The organism is Kitasatospora sp. NPDC001660 (genome assembly GCF_053596725.1).
Genome location: NZ_JBSFGU010000008.1, coordinates 216,048 through 240,479, shown reverse-complemented (window position 1 = coordinate 240,479; position 24,432 = coordinate 216,048). Strand labels below are relative to the sequence as shown.

The following is a 24,432-nucleotide window of genomic DNA, read 5'->3' as shown; positions in this document are numbered from 1 at the left end:
ATCCGTCGCTACATCATCTGGCGGAACAAGCACGCCGCGGACGAACGCCTACGCGAAGTCGTCACCAGGGCGAACGTTGCCTGATGCGGCACTAGCGGGGCCAGTTTGGCGCGGTGGAGGGAGACGCGGTTCGCCACGGGGCAGATCACGCCGTAGGGGCGGCCGTTGATGAGGAAAGAAGCCGCGCGAGTAGGGCGAGTGATCCGACCATGAGGCCGATCACTGGTCACCCGGGCTGACGCCGGTCCAGCAGTCCGTGCTCAAGGGCCACGACCACCGCGTGCGTGCGGTCTCTGACGTCGAGCTTGGCGAAGACCCGCAGCAGATGGGTCTTCACCGTGGCCTCCGCGATGACCAACCGCCGGCCGATCTCCACGTTCGACAGCCCGTCGGCGACCGCGCTCAGCACATCCATCTCCCGGGTGGTCAGGGCCACCGGAGCTGGTTGCCTCATGCGGGCGACCAGTCGCTCCGCGACCCTCGGGGCCAGGACGGTCTCGCCGCGGGACGCGGATCGGATGGCGTCGACGAGTTGGTCACGCGTGGTGTCCTTGAGCAGGTAGCCGATCGCGCCGGCCTCGACCGCGCGCTCGATCTCCGCATCGGTGTCGTACGTGGTCAGGATCAGTACCCGGGTCCCCGGGTGGCGGGCGACGATCTCGGCGGTGGCACTCGCCCCGTCGAGGACCGGCATCCGCAGATCGATCAGCGCCACGTCCGGCTTCAGGCGCTCGACGAGCTCGACGGCCGCGCGGCCGTCGCCGCCCTCACCGACGATGTCGATGGTGGGCTCCGAGGCCAGCAGGGCGACGACCCCGGCGCGCATGACCGTGTGGTCGTCGACCACGATGATGCGGAGCCCGTCCGCCTCTGTCCGAGCTGCCATGTCGTCACACCTGACTGTTCGTGGGAATCACGGCGAGGACGCGGGTGCCGTCGCCGAGCGAGCTGATGACGGTGAGTTCGCCGCCGAGTTCGGCCAGGCGATTGCGCATGCCGTTGAGCCCGAAGCCGTGGGAGTCCTCGACCACGAAGCCCTTGCCGTCGTCGGTTATCTCCAGTTCGACACCATCCGGAGACGGCGCGAGGACGATCTCCACGGCGGAGGCGGCCGCGTGCTTGCGCACATTGGCCAGGGACTCCTGGGTGCAACGCAGGAGCGCGATCCGGGTCGGCTGGTCGCACTCGATGTCCGGCAGCTCCGCGGTGACGGTGAGCCCCGTGTCCTCGGCGAACCGGTCCAGGGTCCGGCGCAGGGTCTTGGCGACCGAGCCGAGGGCGAGACCACTCTGCGGGGCGGAGCCGACGAGTATCCGCGCCTCGGCGAGGTTCTCACGTGCGGTGTTCTCGATCGAAGAGCAGCTGCCGGGTGCGCCTGCCCGGGTCGGTGTCGAGGCTGGATCGGGCCGCCTCCGCCAGCACGATGATGGAAGCGAAGCCCTGCGCAAGGGTGTCGTGGATCTCCCGCGCGAGCCGCTCGCGCTCCGCCGTGGCGCCCTGGAGTTTGTGCGCCTCGGCCAGGCGCGACTGGGCGCTCTCCAGCTCGGAGCCCAGGCGGCGGGCTCGCTCGTCGCTCTGCTCGACGATCCGGACCACCCCCAGTCCGAGCAGCACGCTCGCCGTGTAGCCGATGAGGGTGAAGACGATGTTGCCGGTGGAGAAGTCCTCCGCGTGCCAGCTCTGATGGCGGATGATGCCGAGCACGGTGGCCGCGGCGGCGGCGCCGCTGAGGGCGATCGAGTGCCGCGGGCTCCTGGCGAAGAGCCAGAAGTGCGGGAGCGAGACGATGAACAGTGCCGCGCCGTCGCCGCGCAGGAGGGACAGCGCGCCCAAGCCGAGGACGAGCACGCCCAGAAAGGTGTGGGGGCGCACCACGGGATTTGCCGGGCGCTCCAACGGGCTATCCGCACAGGGAGTTGACTCATACCCGAGATCTTGGTCGGCCGGGGGCCGCGCCCGACACGCCCGGCCGGTTGAACCTTGGGTCCACCAGTCGGTGGACGGCCGGAGGATGGGACTGCCAGGCGGCGACCGATCTGACACAACCACAGGACCAGGCGGCCGATCCTGCGCTCACTCACCGCCTACGACCACTTGTTGGACCGGGAGCCCGCACACCGCACTGATGATCCGACCGCACCGCCCCGGGTTCCGGAAGGTGATTACAGAGCGGACAGGTCGTCACTCTGAGCTACTTGTCACCTCGCCGTAGCTGTGCGAGCGCAGGGCCTTGTCCGCGGTCTCGGCGGCCGCCGGGCGGTGGGCGGCGGCTCGGTGGGCCCGAGGTGCTCGACCGTCGGCCGCCGGACACCGTTGGGCGCGGGCATCCTGTCGGTCGGGGCTGCCAGGATGCTCCTGTTCCCGTCGGTGCCGCGTGAGGTGACGAATTCCCGATGTCCGACTACTCGGTGATGGCGCAGTTCCGGATCTCGCCGGTGGCGCTGAAGCGCTACCTCGACGCGCCCGCGCGGCCCGCGTCCGGCTGGGCGGACTGGGGGGAGATGCGCGGGCGCGTGGACGGGACAGGGCGGCAGGACGGCCTGCCGTTCTCCCTGCACGGGGAGCCCGGGGAAATGGACTTCGAGTCCGTCGACCGCTGGCTCTCCGTGGGGGACTATCGCAGCCAGCTGCGCGCCGTCCTGGGGCTGGCCGCGCTGCCGGCCCTCGCGCGCTTCGGGTACGACGAGGAGGCGGGTGTCGCCACCGCCGTGAACCTGACGGTGGCGGGCGAGTGCTTCCGCAACCCGCTCTGGGTCCTCGCCACGCTCCGGGGGGCCGCCGACCACGTGGACGGCGTGGGCGGGGTGGCGGTGGTCCGCAACCACTGCTGGGAGGGCCCGGAGGACAGGTACACCCTTGCCGTGCTGCGGCTGGACCCGGGTGGGTCGCGGTTCCTGCACCCGGCCGATGACGCCGATGCCTACGCCGAGGCCGTCCACCGGGCGAACCGGGCGTTCGACGCCATCGACCTCCCGCGCCCGGGGGAGCCGCTGCCGAGCGGCGGCGACGCGGTCGCCGCCCTCGACCGCATGTGAGCAGCCGGACGGCTGGCCCCGTCGGGTGAGCTCGGGTGGTTCCGGGGGCGTGGTTGGGCGGGGCGGGCAAGGGGTCGCTCGCATAGTCGGAAGGCAAGTCATATCCACCGACTGTGGGACGAAACGATGATGCGATCACCGCGCCCAGGCATCCGTACGGCCGCTGCCGCCGCCCTGTTGCTCGCCCTCGCGGGGTGTGCGGGGCCGCCTCCGGTGCGGGAGGCGGTGCCCTCGGCGTCGGGGGAGGGCGGCCCGACGGTCGCGCCGACTCCTTCCGGGCCGCGCGCGTTCACGTTGGTCGCGACGGGGGACGTGCTCCCGCACACCGAGATCATCCAGCAGGCCAAGGAGGACGCCGCGGGCGACGGGTACGACTTCACCAGGATGCTCGCCGGCGTCAAACCCGTCATCGGCGCCGCCGACCTGGCCATCTGCCACATGGAGACGGTGTACGGCGCCGACGGCGGGCCCTTCACCGGATATCCGTCGTTCAAGTCTCCTCCGCAGGTCGCCCGGGCGCTCAAGGACGCCGGCTACGCGTCGTGCGACACCGCCTCCAACCACACGCTCGACGACGGGCCGGCCGGCATCCGGCGCACGCTCGACGCCATGGACGCCGTCGGCCTGAAGCACACGGGCTCCGCGCGCGGCGAGGAGGAGGCGGGCAGGCCTGCGCTGCTCAGGGCGGGCGGCGCCACGGTGGCCCAACTCGCCTACACGTACGGCACCAACGGCATCGCGCTGCCGCTGGGGCAGCCCTGGGCCGTCAACCTCATCGACCGGGACCGGATCCTCGCCGACGCGCGGGCGGCCCGGGCGCAGGGCGCGGACATCGTCGTGGTCAGCCTCCACTGGGGCACCGAGTGGCAGGACGCGCCGAACGAGCAGCAGCTCACGCTGGCCCGCGACCTCGCCGCCGAGCCGGAGCCGGGCCGGCCGGTGGTCGACCTGGTCCTCGGTACGCACGCCCACATCCCGCAGGCGTACGAGAAGATCAACGACACCTGGACGGTCTACGGCATGGGCGACCAGCTCGCCGGCCACATGTTCAACTACACGGGCGCCGAGGACCCGCGAGGCAACTGGTCCTCGATCGCGCGCTTCACGTTCTCGCCGCCGAGCGCGCCCGGGCAGCGGTGGGCCGTCACCAAGGCCGAGTTCGTCCCGCAGGTCACCGACCTCGGCCCGCCCTACCGCGTCCTCGACCTGGGTGAGGCCGTCCGCCGCAACCCCGGCCGGGTGGACTACGCCAAGGCCCTGGACCACATCCGGTCCGTCGTGCTCAGCCGCGGCGCCGGCTCGGCGGGGCTGACGATGGCTCCCTGAGGGGGTGCGGAGGCCGGAAACGGGCGCCGTTCATTCGACGACAAGTCAGTCGTTATCGAGTGGGCCCATGATCTCCGGGGGCGCCCGGGACGACGGCACGCCCACGGAATCGACTCAGGGAGAACCATGCGTGGCACCGTGCTCGCCGACCGCTACCGGCTGGTGGACTGGCTGGGCGGTGGGTCGCGGGGCGACGTGTGGGCCGCCGAGGACGAGGTCCTGGGCCGCCGCGTGGCGGTCAAGGTCGTGAAGCCCGTCCTGCTGGACGAGCCCGGGTTCGCCGAGCGCTTCCACGCCGAGGCCCGCGTCCTGGCGCAGCTGCGGCACCCGGGCATCGTCGGCGTCCACGACTTCGGGCACGGCGAGGCTCCGGAGAGCGGCCGCCGCCCGGTCGCGTACCTGGTCATGGAGCTGATCGACGGGGAGCCGCTGAGCGCCGTGCTGGAGCGCCGCGGCAGTCTGCCGGTCGCGGAGGCGCTCCGGACGGCGCTCCAGGCGCTGGAGGCCCTGGCGGTCGCGCACGAGTCCGGGGTGGTCCACCGGGACATCAAGCCGGCCAATCTGATGGTCCGCGGCGACCGGACGGTGATCGCGGACTTCGGCGTCGCCCGCCCCGGCAGCGACGCCCGGCTGACCGTTCCCGGGATGGTGCTCGGCACCGCCGCGTACCAGGCGCCGGAGCAGGCTTCCACCGGGCGGATCACCGGCTCGGCGGACCTCTACGCGCTCGGTGTGGTCCTCTACGAGTGCGTGACCGGGCGGCTGCCCTTCGACGGGGAGAGCGCGATGGAGGTGATCCTCAAGCACCTGACGGAGCCCGCACCGCCGCTTCCGGACGGGATACCCGAGCCGGTGCGGGCGCTCGTCGAACGGGCGATGGCCAAGGAGCCCGGCGAGCGCTGGCCCGACGCGGCGGCGATGGCCGAGGCGGTCCGGGACGCGCTCGCGGTGGCCGGGGAGGACGTGCCGTCGGCCCCGGGCGGCCAACGGCCGGTCGCCAGGCGCAGGTTGTGGAACGGTCTGCGGCGCCGGACGCTGACCGCGGTCGCGGGGACCGGCCCCGCGCCCGGCACCACCGCTGCGCCGAACGCCGCGCCCGCCGCACCGGCCGCTGACCAGGCTTTCTGAGCCGTACGTCGCGCCGGTCGGTCAGGCCCTGGCCGCCAGCAGCTGGGTGATCCGCGCCGGGTTGCCGCTCATCGTCCGTGCCACGACCTCGCGTTCGGCGACGACGTCGAACCCGGCGAGCAACTCGCGTAGCCACTCCGGCCGGTGGTGGCGGCAGACCGCGCCGTCGCTGGTCTCGAACACGCCGTAGGTGCCGTACTGCGCGGCGAACCGCGCGTAGCGGGAGCGGTTCCGCTCGTCCTCCTGCAGGCACATGTCGCTGAGGTAGAGCAGTCCGCCCGGACGCAGGACCCGGCGCAGTTCGTCGATCAGCCCGCGCTGGCCGTCGTCCGTGGGGATGCAGGTGAGGACCGCGATCAGCAGCGCCGCGTCGACGCTCCCGTCGGGGCGGCCGAGTGCCGGCGGCTCGGTGAGGACGGTGAACCGGGCGCCGGGGTGCTGCTCGCGGGCGCGGTCGACGAGCTTGGGGGAGAAGTCGACGCCCTCGACGTCGCGGAAGCCCTCCTGGAGCAGCAGGCCCGCCAGCCGTCCGTAGCCGCACCCGTAGTCGAGGATGCGCGCGTCCGGGCCGAGGCGGCTCAGCCAGGTGAGCTCCACCGGGTGGGTGAAGGTCTTCTCCGTGCCGGTTGTGTCCCAGTAGTTGATCTGGTGATCAAGGCTCGACATGCCGACGATCCTGCCACCCGGCACCGACCCCGCCAAGACCGTTGCTCGCCAAACCGGTGCTCGCTGTCGTCTCACCAAAGTTGTCTGACCAAGTTCGACCGGCGTTCTTCCGCTGGACAGCGCCGACCGATACCTATGTCCCGCTCATGGCGCTCAGCCATGGCGACCACCCTCACCAACGGGACGAGGTACCCCTGATGAGACTGCGCTGGAGCTCGCTCGGCGGGCTGCTCGCCGCCCTCCCCCTCCTCGGCGCGACGGCCGTCGTCGCCCCCGCCGCCGCCCACGCGGCGGCGGGTAGCGGCAACCTGATCGTCAACGGAGACGCGGAGGCCGGCGGCTACTGCACCAACGACTGGAGCGCCGCCACCACCGTCCCCGGCTGGACGGTCGAGGCCGGCGGCATCGACGTCATGTGCCACACCGCCGGCTCCTTCGGCCTGCCGAACGACGGCGCGACGCCCGGCAAGGCCTTCTTCGGGCCGGGCAACTTCGGGGACGGCGCGATGACGCAGACCGTCGACGTCTCCTCCGCCGCCACGGCCGTCGACGGCGGCGGGGTGCACTACAACCTCGCGGGCTGGCTGGGCGGCTGGACCACGTACGGCGGCTACGTCGCCGTCAGCCTGCACTTCAAGGACGCGCACGGGAACCCCGTCGGCACGACCGCCAAGCTGCCCACCGTCTCCGCCACCGACCGCGGCCTCGGCACCAAGTTCCTCTCCCGCAGCGCCACCGGATCCGTCCCGGCCGGCGCGCGGTCGATCCAGGTCGAGGTGCAGTTCCTGTCCACCTCGAACGAGACCGGCTACCTGGACAACCTCTCGCTCACCCTCGACAGCCCCGTCAACGCACCCGCCCCGCTCGCCCCGCCCGCCTCCGCCGTGCCGGGCTACGACCACGTGTTCACCGTCATGATGGAGAACACCGACTACGCCCAGATCATGAACGACCCGGCGGACACCCCGTTCATCCACGGCCTCATGGCCCAGGGCGCCACCCTCACCGACGCCCACGGCGTCTACCACCCGAGCGACGAGAACTACCTCGCCGTCGCCGGCGGCGACACCTACACCAAGGGCGCCACCTACTGGCCCAACATCAACTCCCCCCAGCGCAACCTCGGCGACACCATCGAGGACGCCGGCAAGACCTGGAAGGCCTACGAGCAGGGCATGGGCACGCCCTGCAACACCACCACCCAGTACGACGCCAAGTACGAGCCGGACGACGCGCCGTTCATCAACTACACCGACATCAGCGGCAACCCGGCCCGCTGCGCGGCCCACCTGTTCGACACCACGCAGCTGACCACCGACCTCCAGTCGGCCGCCACCACCCCGAACTTCTCCTGGATCGCCGCCGACGACTACTACGACGGCGAGGCCTCCGGCAACGGCAACGCCACCAGCCTCCAGGTGCAGGACGGCTGGCTGAAGCAGACCCTCGCCCCGGTCCTGTCCTCGCCCGCGTGGACCCAGCAGCGCTCGCTGCTGCTCCTCACCTGGGACGAGAGCTCGGGTGAGGCCTACAACCACCTCGCCACCATCGCCGTCGGCTCTCAGGGCACCGTCCCCGCCGGGACCAGCAGCCCGCTGCACTACGACCACTACAGCATCGGCCGCACCATCGAGGCCGCCCTCGGCTTGCCGGGGCTCACGGCCAACGACACCTACGCGACTCCACTGGGCGCCGCTTTCGCCCCGGCCCCGGCCACCGGACCGACCCTGACCGGCGACCTGAACGAGGTCGCCGACGGCGGCAACGTCACCCTCCGCTACGCGCTGCCGGACGCCGCCCAGGCCGCCGCCAAGAACTGGGTCGGCATCTACCCGGCCGGCGTGACCCCGGGCTCCCGCTCCTCCCTGACCTGGGCCTACACGCCGAACCAGAGCGGCGCGGTCACCTTCTCCACGGGCAAGTTGAACGGCGCGGGCACCTACGACGCGTACTACCTCGCCAACGACGGCTACGCGGCACTCGCCGGGCCGTTCCGCGTGACCGTCGGCTGACGCCGGCAGCACAGCGCGGACCGCGCCCCGGACGCCCGACCGGCGTCCGGGGCGCCGGTCGTGGCGGAAGGAAATCCAGGCGGTCGGAGCCAAGGCGCCGATCGGCAGGGTGAGCACCAGGACGAGTTCAGCCGGTCAGATCCGGTGCGAAGTAGTCGCGCAGGCGCGCGATCCGGCCGTCGCGGATGCGGAAGATCTGGACCAGGGAGACGGTCGTGTCCGCCCCAGAGCCGTCCCCGTCGAAGACCGTGTCGATCTCGGCGATGAACACGTCCGGGTCGGCGGTGGTGTGCAGCACGTAGACCGACTTCGCGAGGTTCGGCACGCGGTCGGGCTTCGCGCTCCGCTCGTAGTACGCGGCCATCGCGCTGCGGATCTGCTCGCGGCCGACCAGGCGCCTGGGGAAGGCCGCGTCGGCGGGCACCAGCGGCGCCTCGAAGACGCCGTCCTCGGTGAAGGTCTCGGCGAGGGCGTCGGCATCGCGGGTCAGGGCGCCGGCGTGGACGTAGCTCTCGAAGATCTGCTGCGGGGTTCGGGACATGACGGTCTCCCTGGACTCGGGCGTGGGGGCCACACAATCACAGTGACGCCCACGGACGAAGTGAGATGACGTCAGGTCGGCCGGTCGTCGGATCTCGCCAGAACTCTTGATGTGAAGTATCTTGATGTCGAGATTGATTCCGGGGGTGAACTCCGGGGGCGAAACGGGGGCCTCACCATGCGGTGGAACGGGAACGGGAACGGACTGACGGCACAGCTGCGACGACCGCCGGGCGGACGGGACGCGCGCACGATGCTGCTCGCCCAGTTCGTCGACCGGACCGGGACGGGCGTCTGGGCGGCGGCCTCGGTGCTGTACTTCACCTTCGTCCGCGGACTCGACGCCGGGCGGCTCGGCCTCCTGCTGGGCGTCGCGGCCGTCGCCGGGATCGCCGGCTCCCCGCTCGCCGGGCGGGCGGCCGAGCGCTTCACCGTCCGAGGACTCCTGACCGCGTGCCACCTGCTGCGCCTCGGAACCATGGCGCTGCTGCTGGTGGTCGACCAGTACGCCCTGATGCTGCTCCTCGTCGCGCTCACCTGCCTCGGCGAGCGGGGCGCCAAGACGCTGGAGATGCTCTTCGCGACGCGGGTCGCGGGCGAGCGCCGCGGCGCCTACCAGGCGCTGTTCCGCAGCGTGGCCAACGCGGGCTACGCGCTGGGCGCCGGGATCGCGGCGGCCGGGCTCGCGGTCGGCACGACGAGCGCCTACCGGGCGCTGATCCTGGCCAACGCGCTCTCGTTCGTCCTGGCCGCGGTCCTGGTCCGGCGGACGCGGGAACCTGCCGGGCACGGGCTCGTGGTGACGCGGAGCACGGCGCAGAGCGAAGCGAAGCCGGTCGGCGACGACGGTGCCGCCCCCAGCCCCTGGCGGGACCGCGGATACCTGCTCTTCGTCCTCCTCGACATGCCGCTGAACCTCGACGACTCGGTGCTCAACGTCGGCCTCCCGCTCTGGCTCGTGCACCACACCGACGCGCCGCACGCCCTCGTCCCGGCCTTCCTGGCGCTCAACACCGTGCTGGTCGTGGTGCTCCAACTGCGCGTCTCCGCCTGGGCGCAGGGCCCGGGCGGCGCGATCAGGTCCCTGGCCTGGTACGGGGTGACGCTGCTCGCGAGCTGCGTGCTGCTGGCGGCCTCGACCGGGTGCGGGGCGTGGGCGGCGTCGGCGGCGCTGCTCGCGGCCGGGGCGCTGGTGACGTTCGCCGAGCTCCTGCGCTCGGTCAGCTCCTGGGAGCTGGCGGTGAGCCTGGCCCCGCCGCGGGCGCGGGCGTCCTACCTGGGCGTGGCCGGGATGTCCCAGTCGGTGCAGAAGTCGGCCGGTCCGCTGCTGCTGACCGGCGTGGTGATGACGGCCGGCCCGGTCGGCTGGATCGGTCTCGGCGCGGCGGTGACGGCCCTGGGCGCGCTCCAACGGCGGGCGGCCCGGCGGCGGTTGGCCGCCCTGGCGCGGCCGGTGGAGGTCGAGCCGGTGCTGCCCGGGCAGGTGGCGCCCGAGCCGCGCCAGGGGGCCGGTCGCCGCGAGGTTCGGCGGACGACTTCGACGTAGCTCATCATGCCGTTGTCCTCGTGCGCCGCGATGTGACAGTGGACCTTCGTCGGACGATCCGGAGAAGCCTTCGGGCGGCTCGGGGACGAGGGTGAACGGGCAGTGCAGGTGGCCGACCAGGGACGCGCCCTCGGAGCCGATCGGCAGCACGGAGTGTGGCTCGGTGAGCCGTCGGATGCCGAGCACCGGTTGTGCGGCCGCGTCGGCACGTCGCACAGCCGTAGGACGGTCCCGATGGGAAGCGGCCGCTGCTCGGCGCGCTCCGTCAGCCGGGCCACCACGGCCCAGCCCACCCCGTCGTCATGGCGGTACTCGTTGCCGACACCGATGACGACGGTCCGCGCGGTGAGGTTCATGCGCTTTGCCCTCCCCGTCAGTGGTGCCCGCCAGTCGCAGGCGTGGTCCGGCGTGGTCCGTGCGGGGCAATGGCGCGGCCACCTGGAGCACATCGGCGCCGCCGTCCCGGGCCCGATGGCACGCCGGCGCCGATACTGGCCGGGGCAGCAGCATCGGCGTGGGAGGTGGACGGTGGCGGACGGCTCGGCGGTCATCGACAAGAACGGGCTGGACGCGCTGATCGCGGTTCTCGCCGGCCGAGGCCGCACGGTCGTGGGACCGACGGTCCGCGACGGTGCGATCGTCCTCGCCGAGATCTCCGGCGGCGACGAACTCCCGTACGGCTGGGGCGTCGAGCTTGAGGCAGGCCAGTACCGGGTGCGGGCGCGCGAGGACGGCGCCGCGTTCGCGCACAGTGCGGGCCCGCAGTCCTGGAAGACCTTCCTGCATCCTCCGCGCGAGCGGCAGTGGACGGCTGACCGAGGAGCCGACGGTCAGTTGACGGTGACGCAGGACCGGGCACCGCAGCCGTCGTACGCGTTCCTCGGTGTGCGTCCCTGCGACCTGCGGGCCATTGCGGTCCAGGACCGGGTGCTGACCGGCGGGAGGTACACCGATCCGGCCTACCGTGGCCGGCGCGAGCGGGCCTTCCTGGTGGCGGTGGAGTGCACCGAACCGGGCGCCACCTGCTTCTGCGTGTCCATGGGGACCGGGCCGGCCGTGGGGCCCGGCTACGACCTGGCGCTGACCGAGGTGCTCGACGGCGAAGGTCACCGATTCCTGGTACGGGCCGGGAGCGAGCAGGGGGAGTCGGTCCTGGCGGAGCTGCCGCGCCGCACCACCGACGCCGCCACCCGAACCGCCGCGCGCGAGCGGGTCGCCGAGGCGGCTGACCGGATGGGCCGCACCATGCCGCTGGTGGACCTGCAGGTCCTGATGCGCGAGACCCTCACGGCCGAGCGGTGGGACGACGTGGCGGCACGCTGCCTGACCTGCGGCAACTGCACGATGGTGTGTCCGACCTGCTTCTGCACCACAGTCGAGGACGTCACCGACCTGACGGGTGATCACGCCGAGCGGTGGCGGCGCTGGGAGTCCTGCTTCGACCGGGACTTCTCGCACCTCCAGGCGGGTCCGGTCCGTGACACCTCGCGCAGCCGCTACCGGCAGTGGGCCACCCACAAGCTCGGCACCTGGTTCGACCAGTTCGGCAGCTCCGGGTGCGTCGGCTGCGGGCGCTGCATCGTCTGGTGCCCGGTCGGTATCGACATCACCGAGGAGGCCCACGCGCTGAACCGCGAACGGGGCGACGCCGATCGGGAAGGCCCGCGATGACCGTCGTGCGCCACGGGTTTCTCGGCGCTCTCTCGCCTGCTCACCGTGACCGGTTGGCCGGGTTCGCCCACGACGTCTCATTCCCCGCAGGCACTCGCATCTTCGAGGAGGACGGCGTCGCCGACCGGTTCTGGATCATTCGCTCCGGGCTCGTCGCGCTCGACGTCCACGTCCCGGGCCGGCGCGCGGCCGTCGTGGAGACCCTCGGTGAGGGCGAACTGCTCGGCTGGTCCTGGCTGTTCGAGCCGTACCGCTGGCACCTCGGCGCACAGACCCGCGCCGCCGTGCTGGCATCCGAGTTCGACGCGGAGCGTGTGCGCGCCGCGTGCGAGGAGGATCCCGCCTTCGGCCTGGCGGTGACCAACTGTGTCGCACAGGTGATCGCCCGGCGGCTGAAGTCCACCCGCACCCGCCTACTCGACCTCTACGGGCCATCCGAATGACCGTTCCCGTGCCGTACCGGGTGGTGGAACGCGCGGCCGAGTCGCCCGACACCACCACGATCGTCCTCGAACCGGCCCGTTCGGCCCTGCAGCCATTCGCGCCAGGGCAGTTCGCGATGGTGTACGCCTTCGGCGTCGGCGACATCCCACTGTCAGTCTGCGCGATCGACGGAAACCGGCTGACCCACACCGTCCGCGCGGTCGGCGCGATCTCCAGCGCGCTGCACGCGCTCAGGCCCGGTGAGACCGTCGGAGTGCGCGGCCCGTTCGGCACCGGCTGGGAGCTGCCCGCCGCAGCCGGGCTCGACCTGCTGGTGGTGGCCGGCGGCATCGGTCTGGCGCCGCTGCGCCCGCTCGTACGCGACGCGCTCGCCTCCGCCGAGCGGTACGGGCGGTTGAGCGTCCTGATCGGCGCACGCGAGCCCCGCGAGCTGCTCTATACCGAGGAGGTCCGCGGCTGGCAGGGGTCGCTCACCACCGTGGACCGGCCCGACGCGCGCTGGCAGGGCGAGGTCGGCGTCGTGACGACCCTGCTCGACCGGGCCGCTTTCGATCCGCCGACGGCGGCCGCGTTCATCTGCGGTCCTGAGCCGATGATCCGGGCCACCGCGGGCGAGTTGGAGCACCGAGGCGTCGACCCGGAGCGGATCCGGGTCTCGCTGGAACGCAACATGCACTGCGCGACCGGCCACTGCGGGCACTGCCAGCTAGGCCCACTGCTGCTCTGCCGCGACGGCCCGGTCGTCAGCTGGACCCGGGCCCGCCCCCTCCTCATGGTCAGGGAACTGTGACATGACCGCCAGCGACCGTCCCAAGCTCGCCGTGTGGAAGTTCGCCTCCTGCGACGGCTGCCAGCTCACCCTGCTCGACTGCGAGGACGAACTCCTCGGAATCGCCGAGAAGGTGGAGATCTCGCACTTCCTGGAGGCGTCCAGCGCGACCGATCCCGGCCCGTTCGATCTGTCGCTGGTGGAGGGATCGGTGACCACGCCACAGGACGTCGACCGGATCCAGCACGTCCGCGCCGTCTCCCGGCGGCTGGTGACCATCGGCGCCTGCGCGACCGCCGGCGGCGTCCAGGCGCTGCGCAACTACGCGGACGTCGCCGAGTTCCAGGCCGTCGTCTACGCTCGGCCGCACTACATCGAGACGCTCGCCACCTCCACGCCGATCAGCGCCCATGTCACCGTCGACTTCGAACTGCGTGGCTGCCCGATCGACCGCGGTCAGTTGGTCGAGGTCATCACCGCCCATCTCTCGGGGCGCAAGCCGGACGTGCCGCAGCACAGCGTCTGTTTCGAGTGCAAGCAGCGCGGCACGGTCTGCGTCACGGTGGCCCACGGCACGCCCTGCCTCGGCCCGGTCACCCACGCCGGGTGCGGCGCGCTCTGTCCCGCGTACGGGCGCGGCTGCTACGGGTGCTTCGGTCCGTCCAACTCGACCAACTTCCCCTCCTTCATCCCCCTGCTGCGCCGTGACGGGATGGACACCCTCGACATCGTGCGGGTGCTGCGCACCTTCAACACCGCGGCCCCCGAGTTCGACGCGGTCTCCCGGAAGGAACTCGGACAGTGACCCACCGCGGCTCAAGAGTGCTGCACGTCGGATCGCTCGCCCGTGTCGAGGGCGAGACCGCGCTGTACCTGCGCATGGACAGCGGCGAGGTTGCCGAGGCGAGGCTGGCGATCTACGAACCTCCGCGCTTCTTCGAGGCGTTCCTGCGCGGACGCTCCTACACCGAGCCGCCCGACATCACCTCCCGCGTCTGCGGGATCTGCCCGGTCGCCTACCAGCTGAGCGCCTGCCGAGCCGTAGAGGACGCCTGTGGCGTCGTCGTGGACGGGCAACTGGCGGCCCTGCGGAGGCTGTTGTACTGCGGCGAGTGGATCGAGAGCCAGACGCTGCACATCCACCTCCTGCACGCGCCCGACTTCCTCGGCTGCGACAGCGCGATCGATCTGGCCCGCACCAGGCGCGCCGACGTCGAACGCGGCCTCAGACTCAAGCAGGCCGGCAACGCGATCATGGAGCTGCTCGGCGGTCGGGCGATCCACCCGATCAACGTCCGCCTCGGCGGCTTCCACCGCCTCCCCACCACGACCGAACTTCGCCCGTTGGCCGAGCGGTTGCGCCGGGCCCGCGACGACGCGCAGGAGACGGTGCGCTGGGTGGCGGGCTTCGAGTTCCCCGACGCCGGCTGCGACAACGACCTGCTCGCTCTGGCCGAGCCCGGCACCTACGCCGTCGAGTCCGGCACCCCGACCGTCATGCCCGCGCCGACCACCGCCGGCCTTCCCCCCGGATCCGACCGCGCCCTGCCCACCCGCACTTTCGGGGTGCACGCGTTCGGCGGCCACGTCGTCGAGAGCCAGGTGCCGCACTCCACCGCCCTGCACTCCCTGCTGGACGGGCGCCGTCACCTGACCGGCTCACTCGCCCGCTACGCCATCAGCGGGCGCTGGCTCTCACCGATCGCCCTGCAGGCCGCTCAGGACGCCGGACTCGGTGACCCCCGGCAGGGCACCGTCTGCCGCAACCCGTTCCGCAGCATCGTCGTCCGAGCGGTCGAGGTCCTCTACGCGGTCGACGAGGCGCTGCGGATCATCGACGCCTACGAACCCGCACCGCGTCCGTACCTGGACGTGCCCGCGCGAGCCGGGACCGGCCACGGCGCGACCGAGGCGCCGCGGGGCCTGCTGTACCACCGCTATGCCCTCGACGCCGACGGGACCGTCACCGACGCCGCCCTGGTCCCGCCGACCGCGCAGAACCAGGGCGCGATCGAGGAGGACCTGCGCCGCCTCGTGCGGGAACGCCTAGTGGACGACGAACCCACCGATGCCGAGCTGACCGCCCTGTGCGAACGGGCGATCCGCAACCACGACCCCTGCATCTCATGCTCGGCCCACTTCCTCGACCTCACTGTCGAGCGCACCGGGAACGGCCCGTGACGTACAGCGAGCACGGCTACCAGTCCAGTTCACGTCCATCAAGCTCACAACACTCCTACGGGAGGCGGGAAACTCCTACGGGAGGCGGGAATCGCTCATCGACTGGCCCCGGCCGCTCGCGGAGTCCGTGCGTCGCGGTGTCCGCGGTGGTGGAGAAGTTGGAACACCGCTACGACCACTCCGAAGGACGCGGCCGAGGCGGGCAGGTTCATCACGGTGGCGGTCAGTGGCGCCATGATGCTGCGGAAGGCGAGCAGCAGCAGCGCGCAGCCGAGCTCGGCCGCATGGGCCGAATCGCAGGGGGCCGTCCGGTGGCTCAGGCCGCGGTGAGGTGGTCGAGCACCTCGGTGACGTCGTCCATGTGCCGGACCTCCGCCAGGAGCCGGGGAATGCTCTCCCGGTCCAGCCGGCCGGCCAGGTCGACGACACCGTTGTGGACCGTCACCTCGACCGAGCCCTGCGGCAGGTGGAACTCGCGCGAGAGGATCCGGGTCGTGATCTCCTCGCGGATGCGCTCGTCGTCCCGGACGAGGGCGCTCAGCAGCGCGGCCCGGCGCACGACACCCACCAGCCGCCGCTGCCAGTCGATGACCGGCATCCGCTTGAGCCGTCCGCGCGCGGCGATCAGGGCGGCCTCGGCGACAGTCGTGCCAGGCCGGACGGTGGTGGCGGGTGCCGTCATCAGGGTGGCGGCCGTCTCGCCCAGCGCCTTCTCGCGCAGGCCGCGGTCACGCAGCCGGTTGATCGGACCGGAAGGGTGTTCCATGGCCTCGACGGCGGCCTTCGCCAGCAGGTCGGACTCCGAGACCACGCCGATGACGTGGTCTGTCCCGTCGATGACCGGCACGGCGCCCACGTGTTCGCGGGCCAGCGTATGGGCGAGCTCAGCGAACGGCAGGTCGCCGCGCACCGAGACCGCCGGTACGTCCATGACGTCGCGCACTCGCAGGACCGGCGCGGGGCCGGGTTCGTCCGGCACGGCGGTGGCTTCCGGCCGGGCCGGTTCCGGTTCCGGTTCCCTGGCCCGGGCGGCGGAGATGCCCGCGACGGCGCCCAGGTAGCGCAGCAGCATGTCCTGCCGGTGCGGCTCCTCGGGGCTCCAGGCCTTGCCGGGGACGGATCGGCGGGCCTCGGTCCCGGAGGTGAAGTACTCGTGCTCGCTCATGGTGTAGGCCTCCCTGTGGAGCTCCCCGTCTTCGAGTCTCGGCCCGGTGCGCCGCCGACGCTGGTGCCGGTCGGCCCTAAGTTCCGGGCGGACGGCCCAATCCGGGGCGACAGTCCGGCGCACCGGTCGGATGCTGGAGAAGGGGTCGGATCGGATGGAGGGCTCGCATGGTGCGGTTCCGGGACTTCCTCGCGCGGTTCCGTCCGGCCGGCACGCCCGGGGCACCCACGGCCGGCGTGCCCGCCGACCGGGCCGCCGAACTCGCCACCGAGCTGGAGCAGCCGCTCGACGGGCTGGCGCAGGCCCAGGCCGAGGCGGCGGCCATCCGGGCTGAGGCCGCGGCGGGGGCCGAACGCATCCGGCAGGAGGCCGCCCGGAACGCGGCCCGGACCGTCGAACTCGCCCACGCCCGGGCGCCGCAGGTCCGTGCCGATTCCGCCGCGGCGGCCGGGCACGCGGCATCGGCCCGGGCAGCCGAAGTGGCCGCCGCGGCGGAGCAGGCCGAGGCCCGGATCCGCGGCCGGGCCCGCGAGCGGATGCCCGCGCTGGTCGACCGGGCGGCGGCACTCGCGCTGGAACCGGCCGACGCCCCCGGGAGGAACCGGTGGCAGCCGGCTGGGTCGCCGGAGTGACCAGGGCCCGGGGGCTGCTGTCCTGCTGTCTCGGCCACCGCGGCGCCGGGGAACTCGCGGCATCGGGCACGCTCACCGAGGCCGTACGAGGGCTGGCGGCGACGACGTACCGGCGCTTCCTCCCGCCGGACCCGGACCTGGCCGAGGCACAGCGGGCGGTCTCCGCGACCCTGCTGTGGCATCTGAGGGTCCTCGCGGGCTGGCTGCCCCGTAGCGGGGCACAAGCCGTACGGGCTCTCGCCGCCGGCTTCGAGACCGCCAACATCGAGGACCTGCTGCGCTCCTTCACCGGCCCGGCCCCGCGTCGGCCGTACGCGCTCGGCGCGCTGGCCACCGCCTGGCGCCGGGCCGCCCACGCGCGCACACCGGACGAGCTGCGCGCGGTCCTGGCGGCATCGGCGTGGGGCGACCCCGGGGGCGCGGATCCGGCAACGGCGGCGGTGGCCCTGCGCCTGTCGGCCGCCCACCGGGTCGCGGAGGCCGTGCCGCCCGCCCGGCGGTGGGCCCAGGGCCGGGCCGCCCTGCTGACGGCGCGCACGGTGTTCGTCGTCGGCCGCCCGCTCCCCGGGAACGCCGGCCGGCAGGCGGCGCGCCTGCTCGGGCCCGGGGCCGTGGCCGCCGCGTCGTTCGAGGAGTTCCGCCGCGCGCTGCCGGCGGACGCGCGATGGGCGCTGGACGGCATCGGGACCCCCGGCGACCTGTGGCGGGCCGAGACCCGGTGGTGGACGGTCGTCGACCGGGAGGGTCGTGACCTCCTGCGCGGTGCGCAGTACGGCCTTCCGCCGGTGGTGGGGGCCGTCGCGGTCCTGTCCGCGGACGCCTGGCGGGTGCGGGCCGCACTGGAACTGGCCGCGCACGGCGGCGCGACCCCGGAGGTGGCGGATGCGCTGGGCTGAGGCGATGACTCCGGTGCGCATGCAGCGGGTGGCGATCGTCGCCCCGAGCACCGCGCTGCGCGAGGCCCTCCTGCTGGTCGCCGATGCGGGCTGCGTCGAGGTCGACCGGATCGAGGACGCCGCCCCAGGCCCGGCGGGTCGGCGGCTCCGACGGCTGCCCGCCGCACCCGGCCGGCCGGCGGCCCTGTCCGGCACCCTGCCGGATCTCGACCGGCTGGAGCGGGAGGCGAGGCTGGACCTCCTCGCGGGCGAGGCCCAGGTGGAGGAGCGGGCGGCGAGCGCCGTCCACCGGGGCGAGGTGGCCGCGCTCGCCGGATGGTGCCCGGCGGACCGGGTCGCCGGGCTCGCGGAGGCACTGGCCGCCACCGGCGGCGGCCTGGTACCCCTGCGCGCACCGCGCGGCGTCGACCCGCCCACGCTTCTGCGCGACGGAGGACCGCTCCGCCGCGCCTTCTCGCCGCTCGTGCGCACCTACGGTACGGCGCCGTACCGGGACCTCGACCCGACCTGGCCGGCCGGGATCGCGTACGTCGTGATGTTCGGCCTCATGTTCGGCGACGTCGGGCACGGGGCGTTGCTGTTGCTGGCCGCGCTGGTGCTGCGGAGCGGACGGCCCCGGCGGCTGGCGCGGCTGCGCCCGGTGTGGCCGTTCCTGGCCGGGGCCGGACTCTGCGGCGCGCTGGCGGGCGTGGCGTTCGGGGAGTTCTTCGGGCCGACCGGGGTGCTGCCGGTGCTGTGGCTGTCGCCGCTGGACCAGCCGGGACGGCTCCTGGCGGCGGCCGTCGGCCTGGGCGGGGTGCTGCTCGCCCTCGCCCACGTGGCCGGCGGGGTGAACCGGTGGCGCGAGGGCGGTCCGGCGAGGGCGCTGTACGCGACGTCCGGGGTGGCGGGCCTGGCGCTCTTCCTGGGCCTGGGGGCCGTCGGTGGTGGGGTGTACCTGCGCTCGCCCGGGCTCGCGGCCGGCGGGGCGGCGCTCCTCCTGGCGGGGCTCGGGCTGGCCGGCGCGGGCCTGTACGGCGCGAGCACCGGCGGAGTCGGCGGAGTGCTGCAGACGGCCGTCGAGCTCTTCGATGCCGTCCTGCGGCTCTTCGCGAACACGGTCTCCTTCTCCCGCCTGGCCGCCTTCGGACTCACCCACGCGGCGCTCGGCCAGGTGGTGTGGCGCGGCACCGCCGCGCTGGCGGGACACGGCTCCTGGGGCCTGCCGGCGGCCGCGCTGCTCTTCGCCGTCGGCACCGCTCTCACCTTCGCGCTGGAGGCGCTGGTGGCCGGGATCCAGGCGCTGCGGCTGGAGTACTACGAGCTGTTCTCCCGCGTCTTCCAGAGCCTGGGGCGGCCCTTCCGCCCCTGGCACGTGCCCGTCCTGCGTACGGAGGTGCCCCGTTGATCGCCTGGCTGATCGCGCTGCCCGTCCTCGCCGCCGTGCTCGGCGCGGCCCGGCTGCTGACCCGTCGGCGCGGGCGGGCAGCCCTGCGCTGGCTGCTGGGCGTCAACGCTGCCGTCCTGGCCGGCGCGCTCGCCCTGCTGGTGACCGTGCTCGCCGACCCAGCCGGTGCGGCCGGGCCGGCCGCCGCGACGGGCTCCGGATCGGGCTCGGCGGCGCTGATCGGGGCCAGCATCGCGGTGGCCGGAGCCTCGATCGGCGCGGCGATCGCCGTCGCGTACACCGGCGCCGCGGCCATCGCCGCGCTGAGCGAACGGCCCGAGCTCTTCGGCCGGGCGATGGTGATCGTCGGCCTGGCCGAGGGCATCGCGGTGTACGGGTTGGTGGTGGCCGTCCTCCTGATCGGGAAGGCCTGACGGTGGGCGGCGTGGTCGCCATCGGGACGCGGACCGAGGTGGCCGGGCTGGCCTTGGCCGGCGTCACCGTGCTCGTCGCCGAGCGGCGGGAGGAGGCCGTGGCCGCCTGGGACGCGCTGCCCGAGGGGACGGCGCTGGTCCTCCTCGGCCGGGCGGCGGCGCGGGCGCTCGGCCCGGGCCGGCTGGACGCGACCGAGCCCCTGACGGCGGTGCTGCCGTGACCGGAGGGACCGGCGACACCGACGCGCTGGCACCCGTCCGGGCCGAACTGCTCCGGGCCGCGCGGGCCGACGCCGAGCAGGCGCTCGCCGAGGCCCGTCGCGACGCCGAGCGTGCCCTCGTCGCCGCACGCGTCGAGGCGGCGGCCGTGTTGGACCGGGCCGTCCAGGCGGGGACGGAGGAGGGCGAGGCCGCCGCCTCGGCGGAGACCGCCCGGGCCGCCCGCGCGGCCCGGGCGCGAGAGCTGGCGGCCCAGGGCGAGGCTTACGCCGAGCTGTGCCGCCGGGTGGCCGAGCGTGTCCGGGAGCGGTACGAGGCCGAGCCCGACGCGGCGGAGCGGCTGGCCCGGCGGGCCCGGGACCTGCTCGGACCGGACGCCCGGATCACCGCCCACCCCGACGGGGGACTGCTGGCCACCGCCCCGGGCCGCCTGGCGGACCTCGGACTGCCCGCACTGGCGCGCCGCGCGCTCGACCGGCTCGGCGCGGAGGCCGGGACGCTCTGGCAGCCGGACGACGGCGGGGGGAGGCCGGATGGCTGACCCGGGCTCGTCGAGGATCCTGCGCGTCGCCGGTCCGCTGGTCGAGGTGGCCTGCGACCGCGGCGTCGCCATGCACGACGTGCTGCTGCTTGGCCCGCAGGACCTGCCGGGGGAGGTGGTGGCCATCACCGGGGACGTGGCGAGCGTGCAGGCGTACGAGTACACCGGCGGTCTGGCCCCGGGGCATCCGGCCCGCCCGACGGGCCGTCCGCTGCGGGTACGGCTCGGCCCCTGGCTGCTCGGCGGCGTCTTCGACGGCCTGCTACGCCCGCTCACCGGAGGCGGCGACTGGCTGCTTCCGGGTAGCGGCACCGAGGCCGACGGGCGTACCTGGCGCTTCGTCCCCACGGCGGCGCCCGGCGACGAGGCCGCGCCCGGCGGAGTCCTCGGGGAGTGGGCCGGGGGATCGGTGCCGCTGCGGGTCCTGGTGCCGCCGGACGTGTCCGGGCGGGTGGAGCGGATCGCCCCGGAAGGACCGTACGGGGCGGACGAGGTGCTCGCCGTGGTGGGCGGCGTGCCGGCCCGGGCCGGCACCGAGTGGCCGATCCGCCGACCGCGGCCCGTGCGGGAGCGGCTGGACGCGGCCGAACCGCTGCACACCGGCCAGCGGGTGATCGACCTGCTCTTCCCGGTGGCCCGGGGCGGGACGGTCGCGGTGCCCGGCGGCTTCGGCACCGGGAAGACCGTCCTGCTGCAGCAGATCGCCAAGTGGTGCGACGCCGACGTCATCGTCTACGTGGGCTGCGGCGAGCGGGGCAACGAACTGGCCGAAGTGATGGCCGAGTTCGCGGAACTCGACGACCCGAGGACCGGCGGCCGGCTGGCCGACCGGACGGTGGTCGTCGCCAACACCTCCAACATGCCGATGATGGCCAGGGAGGCGAGCGTGCACACCGGCGTGACCGTCGCCGAGTACTTCCGCGACATGGGCCTGGACGTCGTCGTGATCGCCGACTCGACCTCCCGCTGGGCCGAGGCGCTGCGCGAATTCTCCTCCAGAATGGGCGAGTTGCCGGCCGAGGAGGGCTACCCGGCCGACCTCGCCTCGGAGCTCGCGGCGTTCTACGAACGCGCCGGGGTGGTGCGCACCCTCGGCGGCGCCCGGGGGTCGGTCACCGTCCTCGGCGCCGTCTCCCCGCCCGGCGGGGACCTGACCGAGCCCGTCACCGCCCACACTGAGCGCTTCGTCCGCGGCCTCTGGACGCTCGACCGCGAACTCGCCTACGCCCGGCATTATCCGGCAGTGTCGTGGTCCGGCTCGTTCGCCCGCGACGCCGCCGCGCTCGGCGCGGCGCACGCGCGAGCGGGGGACCCGGGCTGGGGCGAGCGCCGCGCACGCGTCGCCGCGCTGCTCGCCGAGGCGGACCGGCTGGCCGACCTGGTCGACCTGGTCGGCATCACTGCGCTCCCGGGCCCCGAGCGGGTCAGCGTGCTCGCCGGGCGGCTGGTCCGGGAGGGCCTGCTCCAGCAGAGCGCGCTGTCGGCGAACGACGCGTACTGCTCCCCGGAGAAGACGGCGGCACTGGCGGATGCCGTGCTCACCGTGGCCGCGCGTTGCCGGGAACTGGTCGACGCGGGCACACCGGCCGAGACGGTCGAGGAGACCGACTTCACCCCGCTGCTGCGCGCCCGCGAGGCGGCCGGGCCCCGGGACACCGACGCCGTGGCCGCCGCCTGCGCGGCCGTACTCACCGCGCTCGGGGGGCCGCGGTGACCGGCTTCGGCGAGATCGAGTTCACGGACGTGCGGGAGCTGCGCGGGCCGCTCCTCGTCGTGGGGGGAGTCGCCGGAGTGGGGTGGGACGAGTTCGTGGAGATCACCCTCGGATCGGGCGAGCGGCGCCACGGCCTCGTCCTGGAGGTGGACCGGGACCTCGCGGTGGTACAGGTCCTGGAGGACACCGCGGGCATGGACCCGGCCACCACCCGGGCCGCGTTCACCGGCGGCCCGCTGCGCGTCCCGGTCGGCCCCGCGTGGCTCGGCCGGGTGTGCAACGGCAGAGGAGAACCGATCGACGGCGGTCCGCCGGTCCTGGGTCCCACGTCGGCGGAGGTCGGCGGTGCCCCCGTCAACCCCGTCCGGCGCGAGCCGCCCGCCGAACCCGTGCTGACCGGGGTCGGGGCGATCGACGTGCTCACCACCGTGGTGCGCGGGCAGAAGCTGCCGGTGTTCTCGGCCGCCGGGCTGCCCCACCTCGAACTCGCCGTGCAGGTGGCCGCCCAAGCCGTCAGCGGCGGCGAGGCCTTCAGTGTGGTGTTCGCAGGAATGGGCCTCACCCACGCGGACGCGGCCTTCGTCCGCGACGGGCTCGCCCGGCGCTCCCGCGCCGGAGAGCTGACGCTGCTGCTGAACACCGCCGACGACCCGGTGATCGAGCGGCTGCTCACCCCGCGCATCGCGCTCACCGTGGCCGAGCACCTCGCGTTCGACGGCGGACGGCACGTCCTGGTGGTGATGAGCGACATGACCGCGTACGCCGAGGCCCTCCGTGAGGTGTCCGCCGCGCGCGGCGAGGTGCCCGCCCGGCGGGCGTACCCGGGGTACCTCTACAGCGACCTGGCCTCCTTGTACGAGCGCTGCGGCCGGATCCGGGGCCGGCCCGGCTCGGTCACCCTCCTCCCGGTGCTCACCATGCCGGCCGGGGACATCACGCACCCGGTGCCCGACCTGACCGGCTACATCACCGAGGGCCAGATCGTGCTCTCCCGCGAGGCGCACGCGCGCGGGGTGTACCCGCCGGTGGACGCGCTCTCCTCGCTCTCCCGGCTGATGCGCAAGGGCGCGGGACCGGGCCGGACCAGGTCCGACCACCTCGACGTCGCCGCACAGCTCCTGGCCGCGCTCGCGCGCGCCCGGCAGGTCCGCGAACTCGCCGACCTGGTCGGCCGGTCGGCGCTGAGCCCGACCGATCTGCGCTACCTCGACCTCGACGAGGTCTTCCCCGACCGGTTCGTCGCCCAGCGGCCGGATGAGAGCCGACCGCTGACGGACGCCCTGGACCGCGCCTGGGACGTCCTGCTCACCCTGCCCCGCAGCCAGCTCGCCATGCTGCCCTCCGAGCAGCTCGACGCGCACGGTGCGCCATGACCGCGCGCCGGCACACCCCGCCGGGCCGGGCGGCCCGGCTGCGGCTGCGGCACAGCCTGGACATCGCCCTGCGCGGGGCCGACCTGCTCGACCGAAAGCTGCGGGTGCTGCTGGAGCGGCACGGGCAGCTGAGGCAGGACGAGGAGACGGCCGAGGCCCGGTGGCGGGAGCGGCTGGCGGAGGCGGAGACGTGGCTCCTGCGCGGCCTGTTGGTGAGCGGGGAGGGCGCGCTGGCCGCGGCGGCCGTGGCCGGTCGGGCGGACGTGGTCGTCGAGTGGACCGTCTCCATGGGGGTGCGCCATCCGTCCGGCGTCGCCTGCACCGACGCCGTCCGGGCCGCGCACGAGCCCGCCCCCGGCAACACCGCACTGGTGCACGCCGAGGCGGCCTACCGCGAGGCCGTCCGGGCGGCTGCCGCCTACGCCGCACACCGGACGGCGGCCCGGCTGGTGGGGGAGGAGGCGGCCCGGACCCGCCGTCGGGTCCGGGCCCTGCGCCGGCACTGGATCCCACGGCTGACCGCCGAACTCGCAGCCGTGGAGCAGGCGGTGGAGCAGGCCGAGCACGAGGACGCGGTCCGCCGCCGCTGGGCGGCGGACCGGACGCGTGGTCAGGCGTGATGCCCGCGCACGATCACCACGGGGCACGGGGCACGGGGCGTGCTGGGCGCATGAGCGGCCGGACGCCGTCTCGCGGAGGTCCGGAAGCCGCCGGACGATGGGGGGAGCGGGCCCGGACATCGGCCCGCGGTCCGGAAGGAGCCGCCGTGGACGG

The 24,432-nt window shown here is 73.9% G+C and carries 23 protein-coding genes and 2 pseudogenes; 20 read left to right on the top strand and 5 right to left on the bottom strand.

Annotation, left to right across the window (positions count from 1 at the left end; translation table 11 throughout):
* Nucleotides 1-84, top strand: a pseudogene (locus tag ACWCXH_RS12345) (transposase); the annotation flags it as partial.
* Nucleotides 85-226: 142 nt separating this feature from the next.
* Here ACWCXH_RS12345 and ACWCXH_RS12340 read toward each other — a convergent pair.
* A complete protein-coding gene (locus ACWCXH_RS12340) occupies nt 227-886 on the bottom strand; it encodes a response regulator (protein ID WP_449801342.1) in 660 nt (219 codons plus the stop codon).
* A 4-nt stretch (nt 887-890) separates the two neighbouring features.
* A pseudogene (locus ACWCXH_RS12335) lies at nt 891-1,887 on the bottom strand (sensor histidine kinase); the annotation flags it as partial.
* A 506-nt stretch (nt 1,888-2,393) separates the two neighbouring features.
* Here ACWCXH_RS12335 and ACWCXH_RS12330 point away from each other — a divergent pair.
* From ACWCXH_RS12330 to ACWCXH_RS12320, 3 genes are all read left to right on the top strand, one after another.
* Nucleotides 2,394-3,035 (top strand): hypothetical protein, encoded by a 642-nt coding sequence (locus ACWCXH_RS12330; protein ID WP_449801341.1) that lies wholly within the window; start codon nt 2,394-2,396, stop codon nt 3,033-3,035.
* A gap of 126 nt (nt 3,036-3,161) precedes the next feature.
* A complete protein-coding gene (locus ACWCXH_RS12325; RefSeq protein ID WP_449801340.1) occupies nt 3,162-4,361 on the top strand; it encodes a CapA family protein in 1,200 nt (399 codons plus the stop codon).
* Between the two features lie 126 nt (nt 4,362-4,487).
* The gene (locus ACWCXH_RS12320; protein WP_449801339.1) at nt 4,488-5,489 is read left to right on the top strand and encodes a serine/threonine-protein kinase; all 1,002 of its coding nucleotides are present in this window, start codon (nt 4,488-4,490) and stop codon (nt 5,487-5,489) included.
* A 21-nt stretch (nt 5,490-5,510) separates the two neighbouring features.
* On the opposite strand, the gene ACWCXH_RS12315 is transcribed toward ACWCXH_RS12320, so the two are convergent.
* Complete coding sequence (locus ACWCXH_RS12315; RefSeq protein WP_449801338.1) at nt 5,511-6,155, bottom strand: class I SAM-dependent methyltransferase; 645 nt, start codon at nt 6,153-6,155, stop codon at nt 5,511-5,513.
* A 197-nt stretch (nt 6,156-6,352) separates the two neighbouring features.
* On the opposite strand from ACWCXH_RS12315, the gene ACWCXH_RS12310 reads away from it, so the two are divergent.
* Complete coding sequence (locus tag ACWCXH_RS12310; RefSeq protein ID WP_449801337.1) at nt 6,353-8,167, top strand: alkaline phosphatase family protein; 1,815 nt, start codon at nt 6,353-6,355, stop codon at nt 8,165-8,167.
* Nucleotides 8,168-8,294: 127 nt separating this feature from the next.
* Here the strand turns inward: ACWCXH_RS12310 and ACWCXH_RS12305 are convergent, their stop codons facing one another.
* Complete coding sequence (locus ACWCXH_RS12305) at nt 8,295-8,708, bottom strand: nuclear transport factor 2 family protein (protein WP_449801336.1); 414 nt, start codon at nt 8,706-8,708, stop codon at nt 8,295-8,297.
* A gap of 177 nt (nt 8,709-8,885) precedes the next feature.
* Here ACWCXH_RS12305 and ACWCXH_RS12300 point away from each other — a divergent pair, with 177 nt between their 5' ends.
* The 6 genes from ACWCXH_RS12300 to ACWCXH_RS12275 all read left to right on the top strand — a co-directional run bounded on the left by ACWCXH_RS12300 (nt 8,886) and on the right by ACWCXH_RS12275 (nt 15,318).
* Nucleotides 8,886-10,253 carry an MFS transporter gene (locus ACWCXH_RS12300; RefSeq protein ID WP_449801335.1) on the top strand — a complete coding sequence of 456 codons (1,368 nt, stop codon included), beginning with the start codon at nt 8,886-8,888 and terminating at the stop codon, nt 10,251-10,253.
* 354 nt (nt 10,254-10,607) lie between these two features.
* Nucleotides 10,608-11,924 carry a 4Fe-4S dicluster domain-containing protein gene (locus tag ACWCXH_RS12295; RefSeq protein WP_449801334.1) on the top strand — a complete coding sequence of 439 codons (1,317 nt, stop codon included), beginning with the start codon at nt 10,608-10,610 and terminating at the stop codon, nt 11,922-11,924.
* Complete coding sequence (locus ACWCXH_RS12290) at nt 11,921-12,367, top strand: Crp/Fnr family transcriptional regulator (protein ID WP_449801333.1); 447 nt, start codon at nt 11,921-11,923, stop codon at nt 12,365-12,367. Before ACWCXH_RS12295 ends, ACWCXH_RS12290 begins: the two co-directional genes overlap by 4 nt.
* The gene (locus ACWCXH_RS12285; RefSeq protein WP_449801332.1) at nt 12,364-13,158 is read left to right on the top strand and encodes an FAD/NAD(P)-binding protein; all 795 of its coding nucleotides are present in this window, start codon (nt 12,364-12,366) and stop codon (nt 13,156-13,158) included. The genes ACWCXH_RS12290 and ACWCXH_RS12285 overlap by 4 nt, the downstream gene beginning before the upstream one ends.
* Nucleotide 13,159: 1 nt before the next feature.
* On the top strand, nt 13,160-13,942 hold the full coding sequence (locus ACWCXH_RS12280) for an NADH-quinone oxidoreductase subunit B family protein (protein WP_449801331.1): 783 nt from the start codon (nt 13,160-13,162) through the stop codon (nt 13,940-13,942).
* Nucleotides 13,939-15,318: a Ni/Fe hydrogenase subunit alpha gene (locus tag ACWCXH_RS12275; protein WP_449801330.1), complete on the top strand. Its 1,380-nt coding sequence runs from the start codon at nt 13,939-13,941 to the stop codon at nt 15,316-15,318. The genes ACWCXH_RS12280 and ACWCXH_RS12275 overlap by 4 nt, the downstream gene beginning before the upstream one ends.
* A gap of 316 nt (nt 15,319-15,634) precedes the next feature.
* On the opposite strand, the gene ACWCXH_RS12270 is transcribed toward ACWCXH_RS12275, so the two are convergent.
* Nucleotides 15,635-16,483: a CBS domain-containing protein gene (locus tag ACWCXH_RS12270; protein ID WP_449801329.1), complete on the bottom strand. Its 849-nt coding sequence runs from the start codon at nt 16,481-16,483 to the stop codon at nt 15,635-15,637.
* A gap of 167 nt (nt 16,484-16,650) precedes the next feature.
* On the opposite strand from ACWCXH_RS12270, the gene ACWCXH_RS12265 reads away from it, so the two are divergent.
* From ACWCXH_RS12265 to ACWCXH_RS12225, 9 genes are read left to right on the top strand one after another with little or no spacing between them, the layout of a single operon-like run.
* Nucleotides 16,651-17,115, top strand: a complete 465-nt coding sequence (locus ACWCXH_RS12265) for a hypothetical protein (RefSeq protein ID WP_449801328.1) — start codon at nt 16,651-16,653, stop codon at nt 17,113-17,115.
* Nucleotides 17,088-18,011 (top strand): hypothetical protein, encoded by a 924-nt coding sequence (locus tag ACWCXH_RS12260; protein WP_449801327.1) that lies wholly within the window; start codon nt 17,088-17,090, stop codon nt 18,009-18,011. Before ACWCXH_RS12265 ends, ACWCXH_RS12260 begins: the two co-directional genes overlap by 28 nt.
* On the top strand, nt 17,998-19,398 hold the full coding sequence (locus tag ACWCXH_RS12255; RefSeq protein WP_449801326.1) for a V-type ATPase 116kDa subunit family protein: 1,401 nt from the start codon (nt 17,998-18,000) through the stop codon (nt 19,396-19,398). Before ACWCXH_RS12260 ends, ACWCXH_RS12255 begins: the two co-directional genes overlap by 14 nt.
* Nucleotides 19,395-19,811, top strand: a complete 417-nt coding sequence (locus ACWCXH_RS12250) for an ATP synthase subunit C (protein ID WP_449801325.1) — start codon at nt 19,395-19,397, stop codon at nt 19,809-19,811. Before ACWCXH_RS12255 ends, ACWCXH_RS12250 begins: the two co-directional genes overlap by 4 nt.
* Nucleotides 19,812-19,822: 11 nt before the next feature.
* Nucleotides 19,823-20,032, top strand: a complete 210-nt coding sequence (locus tag ACWCXH_RS12245) for a hypothetical protein (RefSeq protein WP_449801324.1) — start codon at nt 19,823-19,825, stop codon at nt 20,030-20,032.
* Nucleotides 20,029-20,571, top strand: coding sequence for a hypothetical protein (locus ACWCXH_RS12240; protein ID WP_449801323.1), 543 nt, complete (start codon nt 20,029-20,031; stop codon nt 20,569-20,571). Before ACWCXH_RS12245 ends, ACWCXH_RS12240 begins: the two co-directional genes overlap by 4 nt.
* The gene (locus tag ACWCXH_RS12235) at nt 20,564-22,285 is read left to right on the top strand and encodes a V-type ATP synthase subunit A (RefSeq protein WP_449801322.1); all 1,722 of its coding nucleotides are present in this window, start codon (nt 20,564-20,566) and stop codon (nt 22,283-22,285) included. Before ACWCXH_RS12240 ends, ACWCXH_RS12235 begins: the two co-directional genes overlap by 8 nt.
* Nucleotides 22,282-23,658, top strand: coding sequence for a V-type ATP synthase subunit B (locus tag ACWCXH_RS12230; protein WP_449801321.1), 1,377 nt, complete (start codon nt 22,282-22,284; stop codon nt 23,656-23,658). The genes ACWCXH_RS12235 and ACWCXH_RS12230 overlap by 4 nt, the downstream gene beginning before the upstream one ends.
* Nucleotides 23,655-24,278, top strand: a complete 624-nt coding sequence (locus ACWCXH_RS12225) for a V-type ATP synthase subunit D (RefSeq protein ID WP_449801320.1) — start codon at nt 23,655-23,657, stop codon at nt 24,276-24,278. Before ACWCXH_RS12230 ends, ACWCXH_RS12225 begins: the two co-directional genes overlap by 4 nt.
* Nucleotides 24,279-24,432: the final 154 nt, after the last annotated feature.

Bases quoted from the DNA above. Each gene is read 5' to 3' on its own strand.
- ACWCXH_RS12315 (WP_449801338.1), bottom strand. From the start codon at position 6,155: ATGTCGAGCCTTGATCACCAGATCAACTACTGGGACACAACCGGCACG.
- ACWCXH_RS12310 (WP_449801337.1), top strand. From the start codon at position 6,353: ATGAGACTGCGCTGGAGCTCGCTCGGCGGGCTGCTCGCCGCCCTCCCC.
- ACWCXH_RS12235 (WP_449801322.1), top strand. From the start codon at position 20,564: ATGGCTGACCCGGGCTCGTCGAGGATCCTGCGCGTCGCCGGTCCGCTG.
- ACWCXH_RS12225 (WP_449801320.1), top strand. From the start codon at position 23,655: ATGACCGCGCGCCGGCACACCCCGCCGGGCCGGGCGGCCCGGCTGCGG.
- ACWCXH_RS12305 (WP_449801336.1), bottom strand. From the start codon at position 8,708: ATGTCCCGAACCCCGCAGCAGATCTTCGAGAGCTACGTCCACGCCGGC.
- ACWCXH_RS12325 (WP_449801340.1), top strand. From the start codon at position 3,162: ATGATGCGATCACCGCGCCCAGGCATCCGTACGGCCGCTGCCGCCGCC.
- ACWCXH_RS12285 (WP_449801332.1), top strand. From the start codon at position 12,364: ATGACCGTTCCCGTGCCGTACCGGGTGGTGGAACGCGCGGCCGAGTCG.
- ACWCXH_RS12330 (WP_449801341.1), top strand. From the start codon at position 2,394: ATGTCCGACTACTCGGTGATGGCGCAGTTCCGGATCTCGCCGGTGGCG.
- ACWCXH_RS12270 (WP_449801329.1), bottom strand. From the start codon at position 16,483: ATGAGCGAGCACGAGTACTTCACCTCCGGGACCGAGGCCCGCCGATCC.
- ACWCXH_RS12255 (WP_449801326.1), top strand. From the start codon at position 17,998: ATGCGCTGGGCTGAGGCGATGACTCCGGTGCGCATGCAGCGGGTGGCG.
- ACWCXH_RS12265 (WP_449801328.1), top strand. From the start codon at position 16,651: ATGGTGCGGTTCCGGGACTTCCTCGCGCGGTTCCGTCCGGCCGGCACG.
- ACWCXH_RS12295 (WP_449801334.1), top strand. From the start codon at position 10,608: ATGCGCTTTGCCCTCCCCGTCAGTGGTGCCCGCCAGTCGCAGGCGTGG.
- ACWCXH_RS12340 (WP_449801342.1), bottom strand. From the start codon at position 886: ATGGCAGCTCGGACAGAGGCGGACGGGCTCCGCATCATCGTGGTCGAC.
- ACWCXH_RS12320 (WP_449801339.1), top strand. From the start codon at position 4,488: ATGCGTGGCACCGTGCTCGCCGACCGCTACCGGCTGGTGGACTGGCTG.
- ACWCXH_RS12290 (WP_449801333.1), top strand. From the start codon at position 11,921: ATGACCGTCGTGCGCCACGGGTTTCTCGGCGCTCTCTCGCCTGCTCAC.
- ACWCXH_RS12300 (WP_449801335.1), top strand. From the start codon at position 8,886: ATGCGGTGGAACGGGAACGGGAACGGACTGACGGCACAGCTGCGACGA.
- ACWCXH_RS12280 (WP_449801331.1), top strand. From the start codon at position 13,160: ATGACCGCCAGCGACCGTCCCAAGCTCGCCGTGTGGAAGTTCGCCTCC.